This is a genomic window from Dolichospermum sp. LEGE 00246 (assembly GCF_015207865.1).
Taxonomy (GTDB): Bacteria; Cyanobacteriota; Cyanobacteriia; order Cyanobacteriales; family Nostocaceae; genus Dolichospermum; species Dolichospermum heterosporum.
The window spans coordinates 1-9,551 of sequence record NZ_JADEWA010000191.1 but is presented as its reverse complement, the minus strand read 5'-3'; the positions used below and the strand labels follow the sequence as shown (position 1 = coordinate 9,551).

Sequence of the window (9,551 nt, the reverse complement as noted above, 5' to 3'; positions counted from 1 at the left end):
ATTCTGGATCAATTTCTGGATAATGGAGATTTTTACCTTTAATATGAATATCTTTCCAGATAATTCCAGAAACTTGATTTTCTCGTTGATATTCATGAATAGAGGCTTTAAAATCTTGGTAAGCTGTGAATCTTTGTACTCCGTCGGTTTTAATAAACGGATCTATAACAGGATTACTAGCAACAGTTATATCTAACTTTAACCTTTCTCCTTTTAAGCAAGCTTGGCGTTCGATTGCCAAAATCTGAATTAACTCTTGGGTATTGTAAATATTTGACATCAGAACAAGACCTAATTAGTTATTAGTTATTAGTTATGAAACTAATTGTTAATTTTGTGTCAGATGGTCATCAAGATTAATTGAAGATCTACAGCAGAATTCAGGAGTCAGGTGTAAAAATAGCTTGTTGTCTGGTTTTGAATTTAGATTCTGTACCTTATTAATCTGCAATCTGATTTAATTATTATCTCTTAATTTAAATATAAATGCCGTATCAGAATCAACTATTTGTTGTATTGTTTATCCCAGGGAATCAAAATTGGATACAGCCTCAATAAATCTACAATTATACCACTAGCGAGGTAAAGGGTATGACTCTTGTTAAGGTAAATCAAAGACACTACCCCAAAGGGGATCTTACTCGTCGAGGAATGGCTTTAGCTATGGACTTTTTCGGTGCATGGTTACTGAGTTCTATAGTGAGAAGTAATGAAATTGGTATTCAATTTGCCCAAATCTTTGTGTTTATTTTTGCTTGGTTAATTTTTCGCGTAGTCGTAGTTTACAACAATCAGGGACAAAGTTTAGGACGTTGGGCATTTGATTTAAAGATCCTAGAAGTCGTAAATAGGGAAATAGTCAACAGAATCCCTCAATTTCAGACATTGTTGCTGCGAGAAGGGATTATTTGCTTTTCTAGCTTATTATTATCCATTTTTCTGGGGAATATCATCCTCAATCCCGCTGCTGTTGTATTATTGCTTCCCTTAATCATTGACGGAGGTGCGGCTTTATCTGATACTCAGATGCGTCAGGCTTTCCATGACCGCTTTTTTCGGACGGTTATAGTTTCTTCCCGTCGAGGTTATTCATTAGATATAAAAATTAAACGGTTAGTTGCAAAATTTCCCCGAAATATGAGATAATAACCATTTGTGTTAATTATCCTCCAGGCTTTACAGTTTGTAAGATTATGGCTAAAAGTAAAGGTGCGCGCATAATAGTGACACTAGAATGCACCGAGTGTCGGACAAATCCAGATAAACGTTCTCCTGGTGTATCTCGTTATACCAGTACCAAGAACCGTAGGAACACAACCAACCGTTTAGAACTGAAAAAGTTCTGTACCCACTGCAATAAACACACAGTTCACAAGGAAATTAAGTAAGAATGAGTTACTACCGTCGTCGCCTTTCTCCAATTAAGCCCGGAGATGCCATTGATTACAAAGATGTAGATTTGTTGCGGAAGTTTCTTACCGAACGTGGTAAGATTTTGCCTCGGAGAATCACTGGTTTAACCTGTCAGCAACAACGGGCCCTGACTTTAGCCATTAAACGCGCCCGGATTGTGGCTTTGTTACCCTTCATTAACGCCGAAGGTTAAGAATATTTTGGATTTTGGATTTTGGATTATCCAAAAAAAGTAGCAGTTGCATGGATATTGCCCAGTTACTTTGAGTCCAAAATCTAAAATTTAATATTTTAATGTTAGGAAATTGCCAAAAACATTTAATTAATTCATTCTCAAAAATGGTACGATATCGCTAAATTTGAGAATGAAATTGTCAAAGGTGATAGCATTCTTCATAGGAAATTATTAAATAAAGGATTAAATACCCGTTATTTAATCCGCAATCTCCAGTCTAAAAATCTAAAAATATTAAAGTGCGACAGTTGTGGATAAGGGGACGTTAGTTGAATTTAGGGTTCAAAGCGATCGCCGTCTAGGAGTGGTAGATCGTCCAGACGGTAAAACTCGTTGGTTTGTAGTAGATGAACGGGGTCAATCTCACAGTCTTGCACCTCGCCAATTTACCTACACAGTGAATGGACAAACCTATAAACCAGGCGAAATCGCTGATTTCTTAAGTCAAGTCCAACCTTATCTAGATCCATCAAGTCTAGAAATAGCGTGGGAACTACTCATTGAAGATGGAGAAACTGTCACTCCTAGCCAATTGGCAAATATATTATTTTCGGAATCCACGCTTCCTCAGTGTTATGCAGCCCATTGTTTGTTATCGGAGGATAAACTCTATTTCAAACAGAAAGGAGACGCTTACGAACCCCGCAGCACGGCACAAGTAGCAGAACGCAAACACCAGATCGAAGTAGAATCCCAAAAAGCCAGGGGACAGCAGGAATTTTTAGCCCGTGTAGAACAGGCACTTCAGGGACAAGTAGTAGAATGGCAACGACTAGACCGCCAACGCTTAGAAGCTATAGAAAAGTATGCGACTTTGTTAGCTGATGTTGTCATGCTCAAGGTAAATTACGACTCTTTAGCTCGTGCTTGTCCGCCTTCAGCCCCAGTGTTAGAAACTATGAATATGCTGGGACGTTCTGCTACGCCCCAGGCGGCATTTCAACTTTTGATAGATTTGGGTTGGTGGACTTCCCATGAGAATCTGTTTCTGCGCCGTTCATCAATCTCCGTTCAATTTCCGCAAAAGGTATTAGAAGTGGCGCAAAAACGTTTGGATTTTCCTCCTACAGATTTGGACACAAACCGTCTCGATCTTACACATCTCAAGGTGTACACCATTGATGATGAAAGCACGACGGAAATAGACGATGGTTTGAGTTGGGAGGTATTACCAGATGGGAAGGAACGGTTATGGGTGCATATAGCTGATCCCACTCGGTTATTAATGCCAGATGATGAGTTGGATTTGGAAGCCAGAAAACGCGGGAGTACGGTTTATTTACCGACAGGGATGATTCCAATGTTTCCAGAGGTGTTGGCTACAGGTCCCATGAGTTTGGTACAGGGGAAGGTCTGTTGCGCCCTCAGCTTTGGGGTGATTTTAGATGCAGTTGGGGCTGTGGAGGATTATTCTATCCACGCTGGTTTGATCAAGCCTACCTATCGTCTCACCTACGAGGATGTTGATGAGATGTTGGAGTTGGGAGTACAGGCTGAACCGGAAATTGAGGCGATCGCTAATTGGGCAAAAATCCGCAAAAATTGGCGTTATGGTCAAGGTGCTATCAGTATCAATATGCCCGAAGCGACGATCAAAGTCAAAGACGATAATATTAATATTGATGTTTTAGATGATTCTTCATCCCGCCAATTAGTAGCAGAAATGATGATTCTCGCCGGCGAAGTAGCAGCGCGTTATGGTCAAACCCATAATATCCCTCTCCCCTTTCGCGGTCAACCTCAACCAGAATTACCACCAGACGAAGAATTACTGCAACTTCCCGCTGGTTTTGTCCGTTCCTGTGCCATGCGTCGCTGTATGCCTAAGAGCGAAATGAGCATTACACCGGTGCGTCATGCTGGGTTAGGTTTAGATACCTACACTCAAGCTACCTCTCCCATTCGTCGTTACAGCGACTTACTCACCCACTTCCAACTGAAAGCACATTTACGCGGTGAAGGTTTACCTTTCTCTGCTGAACAACTCAAAGAAGTGATGATGACAGTCATGAGTACTACCCAGGAAGCAACAATGGTGGAACGACAAACAAATAGATATTACGCCTTAGAATATTTACGTCGTCATCCTGAACAAGTTTGGCAGGTGACTGTATTAATGTGGTTACGAGAAGATAGCAATTTAGCATTAATTTTATTAGAAGATTTAGGTTTACAGTTGCCTATGTCTTTCCGCCGTTCTGTTAATTTAGGAGAAAATTTATTAGTGAAAGTTAGTTTGGCTGACCCCCAAAAAGATATGATTCACTTCCAAGAAATTATGTATCAGGAAGCCCAATCAATTACAAATTAGGGCGTTGCTGATTAAGGCGTTCGCCTTTGGCGTGGCGCAGTCATATTATATTCGCCAAAAACCTTTCAAATAATATCTCACGCAGAGGCGCAGAGTCGCAGAGAGTAAGAGTTTGAATTTCATCCTTCTATCAAGCAATAATTATTAGGGACTTTGGGAATGAATAAATTTACTTTATCTCTCATTTTTTTAAATAGTCTATTTGTGTCTATAGGAACTGCTAACGCTCAATCATTAATAAATAATCATCGTAATTCAGATATAGAAATAGAAAGAAAAACCCCTAATGTGGATGAAATTTTACAACAATTAAAACTACCACATTCAAAAATAGCAGTTATTGATGAGAATCAACAGGTCAAACAACAAAATTTTGTTTGGGTATTTAAAGATTTAAAGGAAGTTGGAAAACAACCTTTTCTCCAAGTTAATAAGGAAACAGAGAAACCAAAAACTAAACCTGAATCTAAATCACCGAAGGAAGATGAATTAGAAGATTTTGCGGAAGTTACTAAGGATACCCAAAAATTAGAGGGAATCTTTACTATTTATCGTCATAAGCATAAAAATAAAATCTATCTAGAAATTAGACCGGAACAACTCAAAAAAAATTTTTTAGCAAACTCAACTTTGGAATCTGGAATTGGTGAAAAGGGTATTTATAGTGGAATGCCATTACAAGACTTTTTATTCTATTTTCAAAAGATAGATAACCAAATCCAGTTTGTGGTTCGTAATGTCAATTTTCGGACTCGTGAGGGAGATCCCCAAGCCAAATCAGTAGCTAGATCATTTAGTGATTCTGTGCTTTATACTATTCCTATTAAAAGTATTCATTCAGAAAGAAAAACCATCATTATTGATTTAGGTGATTTATTACTTACAGATTTAGCCGGATTAGCTACTAATTTAGAATTAGCTGCTAGTCCTGAACAAGCTTATCTTGGTAATGCAAAAGTATTTCCCAGTAATTTAGAACTTGAAGCGATTTTCAATTTTGCTAATGCGGGTAAGTATGAAGGCAATAATTCGGATGTTTTACCTGATAGTCGCGCTTTTACCTTAAAAGTGCATTATAGTTTATCGGAATTACCAAAAAGTAAATATCAACCTCGGTTAGCTGATGAACGGGTAGGTTATTTCCTCACAGCTTATCAAGATTTATCTAAAGATGAACGGAGAGATCCTTTTGTTCGTTATATTAATCGCTGGAATTTAGAAAAACAAGATCCTACAGCCGCAATTTCTCCACCGAAAAAACCGATTGTTTTTTGGATTGATAATGCTGTGCCTCTAGAATATCGTGATGCTATCAAAGAGGGAGTTTTGATGTGGAATCAAGCCTTTTTGAAAGCGGGATTTAAGGATGCTATTCAAGTCCAACAAATGCCCGATAATGCTACTTGGGACCCGGCTGATATTCGCTATAATACTATCCGTTGGATTAATACTGTGGATGGTTTTTTTGCGATGGGTCCATCCCGTGTTAATCCCTTAACTGGGGAAATTCTGGATGCGGATATTTTGATTGATGGTAGTTTTGTCCGGTTGTTAAAAAATGATTATCGGCAAATTATTCAACCTCAAAATTCACAAACTCGCACTTCTTTATCAGCATTAGTTAACAATGGGCGTTTGTGTGACAAAGGTAATCAAAAATCTCCCAAATCATTAGGCAATTTGTCTAAACTGGCGACAGATTATGATTTATGCTACGGCATGGAAGCATCTAATCAGTTAGCTTTTGGTTCTTTGGCAATGTCTATGTTGGGAAATAGTCCACCAAGTCCAAAGCAGTTAAAAGATTATATCCATCAATATTTACGTTTAATTATTACCCATGAAGTTGGTCATACTTTGGGTCTGCGGCATAATTTCCGGGGTAGTACCTTACTCTCTCCTGTTGAGATGAATAATCCAGAAATTACCCGGACTAAAGGGATGACAGCATCGGTTATGGATTATATTCCTCCTAATATTGCTCCTGATGGTGTCAAGCAGGGAGATTATTTTCCCAATCAGGTGGGACTTTATGATGAATGGGCAATTGAGTATGGTTATAGTCCTAGTCAAGCAACAACTACCCTGGGAGAAAAGTCGTTTTTAGCGGCAATTGCAGGACAATCTAATCAACGGGAATTGAGTTATGCTCCTGATGAGGATTTATCTAATAGTGATCCCACTGTGAATCCTTGGGATCATAGTGGTAATGTATTGGTTTATTCTCAGTCACAATTGGCTAATGCGCGGCGGATGTGGGAACGATTAAATCAGGGATATACTATAGATGAAGAGAGTTCCAGCGATGTAGAAGAGCGTTTCAATAGTATTTTGAGGAATTATTTACGGAATTTATACTATACCAGTAAATATATTGGTGGTCAGTCTTTTTACCGAGTTAAACCAAGTGATACTAAAGGACAATTACCATTTGTTCCTGTGCCGGTAGAACAACAGCGACAAGCATTGATGACAATGCAAAAGTATGTTTTTGCGGAAGATGCTTTGAAATTTCCGCCGGAATTACTGAATAAGTTAGTACCTTCGCGGTGGTTACATTGGGGGACTAGTGTTCAGCAAGGACGGTTAGATTATCCGATTCATGATTTAGTGTTGTTGGTGCAGACTGCCGTGTTGCGGGATTTATTGGCAAGCGATCGCCTCACTCGTCTCAAGGATTTAGAATTAAAAAGTGAACCAGGAAAATCTCTCACATTGCCAGAATTATTTGATACTTTACAATCTGGGATTTGGTCGGAAGTTCTGCAACCCCAAGGTAAATTACAAATTTCTAGTTTGCGGAGAGGTTTACAACGGGAATACCTGGAAATAATGATGGGAATGGTATTGCGAAAAGAATCTGTTCCTGAAGATGCCCGAACTTTAGCTTGGTATAAACTCAAGCAGTTAAATAGTAAATTAAAACGGGTGGGTTCTGAAGATGAATATACTCAGGCTTTCTTATTAGAAACACGCGATCGCATTGAGAAAACCTTAAATGCACCATTGCTAGGAAATTAGTCTGGACGTAGCGTTATAATCGGGTAAGTTGGAGTAATTTATGTGAACAACAAGAGGTATTTATGAAAACTATATTAACCACCTCATCTCCTGTTCTCTATGATGAAGACTTTAATTTATGGATTAATTCAACTATTGAATTATTGCAACAAAAAAGATTTGATGAATTAGATATTAAAAATCTAATTGCTGAAGTAGCAAGTATGGGAAATAATGATAAGAAATCAGTTAAAAGTAATTTACGAATTTTGTTGATGCACCTGTTAAAATGGCAGTATCAACCAGATAAACGGACGAATAGTTGGCGCACAACCATTAAGGAACATCGCAACCGCTTAGAGGATGATTTTGCTGATAGTCCTAGTTTAAAGAATTATTTTTTAGAAGTATTTAATGAATGTTATCAAAAAGCTAGAGATTTAGCATCATCGGAAACTGGTTTATCTCTTGGTGTTTTTCCGGTTGAATCTCCTTTTGATATTGATGCAGTGATGAAATCTGACTTTTTCCCAGATTGAAGAAAATGATTGAGTTACAAACCCAGTTACCCACAGATACATGGATTTACGCTTCTTGGGCAGATTATGAGCAGATAATTATCAATTTGCCCAACGAAAAAGCGAAGAGTTACTACTACAAAGGGTATATGAGGCTGGAAATGGCACCAGTTAGTTTTGATCACGGTAAAGATCATGTTGTAATTATTTTTGCGGTAACTCTATTTGCGACAATTAGAGGGATTCTAGCTACAGGTTTAGACACCACTACTTTTCGTAAAACTGGTATTCAGGACTGTCAGCCTGATGTGGCGTATTACTTGCGAGAACGCGCCCAATCTATCCCCACTGGTACAGGTATTATCAAACTTGATCTGTATCCTGCACCAGATTTGGTGATTGAGATTGCGAAAACATCTCTCCTTGATGATTTGGGGACAAAGCGATCGCTCTACGAAGATTTGGGTGTTGCTGAATATTGGGTAGTAGATGTCCAAAATGCCCAAATCATCGCTTATGCTATGGCAGATCAAGGTAGTAAACGTATTCGAGAATCACAGGTATTTCCTGGTTTGGCAATTGCAATTTTAGAGGAAGCTTTACGCCGTAGTCGTGAAATGAGTCAATCTGAAGTTGGTGCTTGGTTATTGAACCAGTTTCAGCAAAAGGAGGCTTGAATTTTGGCAGTTTGGGGCATTGTTAATTTTGCACAAGTGCCTGTCACCTCCCTTTACTAGAAGACTTATTCAGCAACCCCTACTTAATGATGATGATGATGATGAGTAATAGCTGATTGGGAATTAACAGCCATACCTTCAGTTTCCATCAACTCTGCAATATGTGAATTTGCCCATTCAGCAACCATCGCTAAAAATTGTGGATCATCATTAACACAAGCCATTTGTAAATAATCTACATCTGGATGTTGTTTTTCCAAATCATGAATAATGTGATGTACATCTAACAAAGTTTCATGATTTTCTGTAGCGAAACCAATGGGCATAAATAGCAATACCTTTGCACCCAATTGAATCAAATTTTGAGCAGCTTGGGTAGCATTGGGTTGAGTCCATTCAATTAATGGGGTATCATGGTTTAACCAACCCACAGAAATTAACGGGTAATTGTTAATTAACTTATTTCTGACTAATTCATACATGGCTTGACTTTCATCAATCCCAGAAGTAAAGCCTTTCGCTTTGTGGGGACAACCATGATTCATCAAGATAATCCCAATTTGCGAAGGTAAATAACCTGTAGCCAAATCAGTATGAATTTTTTCTTCTACCAAATGCGCCATTAAATCAATATATTTTGGCTCATTGTAGAACGAGGGAATATATTTTTGGGCTTTAATCCAATGTTCATCACCATCAGCTAATTCTACCAGGGCATTATTCACCTGTTCAATCGCAATACCACTGGTAAAAATGGAATCAACAACCAATAATGGATAAATCAGCAGTTTGCTAAAGCCTTGATCTTTAATTTCGGCTAAAACTTGGTTTGGTAAAAAAGGAGCGCAGAAGTTAAAAGCTTTAAAAACTTGAACACTATTACCCCATTTATGTTGTAATTCGTGTTCAATACCCGCTCTTTGTCTTTCAAAAATGGCATTATGAGGGGAAATAAAATCATGATGCGTGTGTCCCCATTCATGACGATCGAATAATGCCAAAAGCTTTGCTAAAGGGGGATAAATCCAAGTGGGAACAGGAGCGAATTTAGCCGTCAGTAAATTTAAAGCTTGTTCGTTATAGTTAGCAAAATCTTCATAGCTTTCAACTTCGCCATAGCCCATAAGTAACACGGCTACACGGTCTTTACTGGGTAGATGATCGTGGCTATGGGTAGCGTGCAGTTTTTCGGGGGTTGCAACCACAATGAGTTCCTCAAGATAACCAAAACAGAGAGACAAGCCTAGACAATTACTAGATTATCTCTATCAATTTGTAGCATAATATCCTATCCAGGGGGATGGGATAAAAATAAAAACAAAAATACACATCTACATCTACACCCATAAATTAACCTGTACAAAAAGCTCCCTACCCCCTACTCCTGTCTCTTATAA

8 protein-coding genes and 1 pseudogene are annotated in these 9,551 nt (G+C 38.4%); 7 read left to right on the top strand and 2 right to left on the bottom strand.

Features of this window, described 5'->3' with window-relative positions; all coding sequences use genetic code 11:
• Nucleotides 1-280: pseudogene (locus tag IQ228_RS13825) on the bottom strand (hypothetical protein); the annotation flags it as partial.
• Nucleotides 281-591: 311 nt separating this feature from the next.
• On the opposite strand from IQ228_RS13825, the gene IQ228_RS13820 reads away from it, so the two are divergent.
• From IQ228_RS13820 to IQ228_RS13790, 7 genes are all read left to right on the top strand, one after another.
• The gene (locus IQ228_RS13820) at nucleotides 592-1,146 is read left to right on the top strand and encodes an RDD family protein (RefSeq protein WP_027403662.1); all 555 of its coding nucleotides are present in this window, start codon (nucleotides 592-594) and stop codon (nucleotides 1,144-1,146) included.
• 47 nt (nucleotides 1,147-1,193) lie between these two features.
• The gene (rpmG, locus tag IQ228_RS13815; protein ID WP_010998585.1) at nucleotides 1,194-1,388 is read left to right on the top strand and encodes a 50S ribosomal protein L33; all 195 of its coding nucleotides are present in this window, start codon (nucleotides 1,194-1,196) and stop codon (nucleotides 1,386-1,388) included.
• A 2-nt stretch (nucleotides 1,389-1,390) separates the two neighbouring features.
• Complete coding sequence (gene rpsR, locus IQ228_RS13810) at nucleotides 1,391-1,606, top strand: 30S ribosomal protein S18 (protein WP_027403663.1); 216 nt, start codon at nucleotides 1,391-1,393, stop codon at nucleotides 1,604-1,606.
• Between the two features lie 292 nt (nucleotides 1,607-1,898).
• A complete protein-coding gene (locus IQ228_RS13805; protein ID WP_193963183.1) occupies nucleotides 1,899-3,959 on the top strand; it encodes a ribonuclease R family protein in 2,061 nt (686 codons plus the stop codon).
• Nucleotides 3,960-4,118: 159 nt separating this feature from the next.
• On the top strand, nucleotides 4,119-6,980 hold the full coding sequence (locus IQ228_RS13800; protein WP_193963180.1) for a zinc-dependent metalloprotease: 2,862 nt from the start codon (nucleotides 4,119-4,121) through the stop codon (nucleotides 6,978-6,980).
• Nucleotides 6,981-7,042: 62 nt separating this feature from the next.
• Nucleotides 7,043-7,498, top strand: coding sequence for a DUF29 domain-containing protein (locus IQ228_RS13795; protein ID WP_193963178.1), 456 nt, complete (start codon nucleotides 7,043-7,045; stop codon nucleotides 7,496-7,498).
• Between the two features lie 5 nt (nucleotides 7,499-7,503).
• Nucleotides 7,504-8,154 carry a Uma2 family endonuclease gene (locus IQ228_RS13790; RefSeq protein ID WP_193963176.1) on the top strand — a complete coding sequence of 217 codons (651 nt, stop codon included), beginning with the start codon at nucleotides 7,504-7,506 and terminating at the stop codon, nucleotides 8,152-8,154.
• Between the two features lie 83 nt (nucleotides 8,155-8,237).
• Here IQ228_RS13790 and IQ228_RS13785 read toward each other — a convergent pair whose 3' ends face one another.
• Nucleotides 8,238-9,359 (bottom strand): ferrochelatase, encoded by a 1,122-nt coding sequence (locus tag IQ228_RS13785; protein WP_027403668.1) that lies wholly within the window; start codon nucleotides 9,357-9,359, stop codon nucleotides 8,238-8,240.
• Between the last annotated feature and the right edge of the window lie 192 nt (nucleotides 9,360-9,551).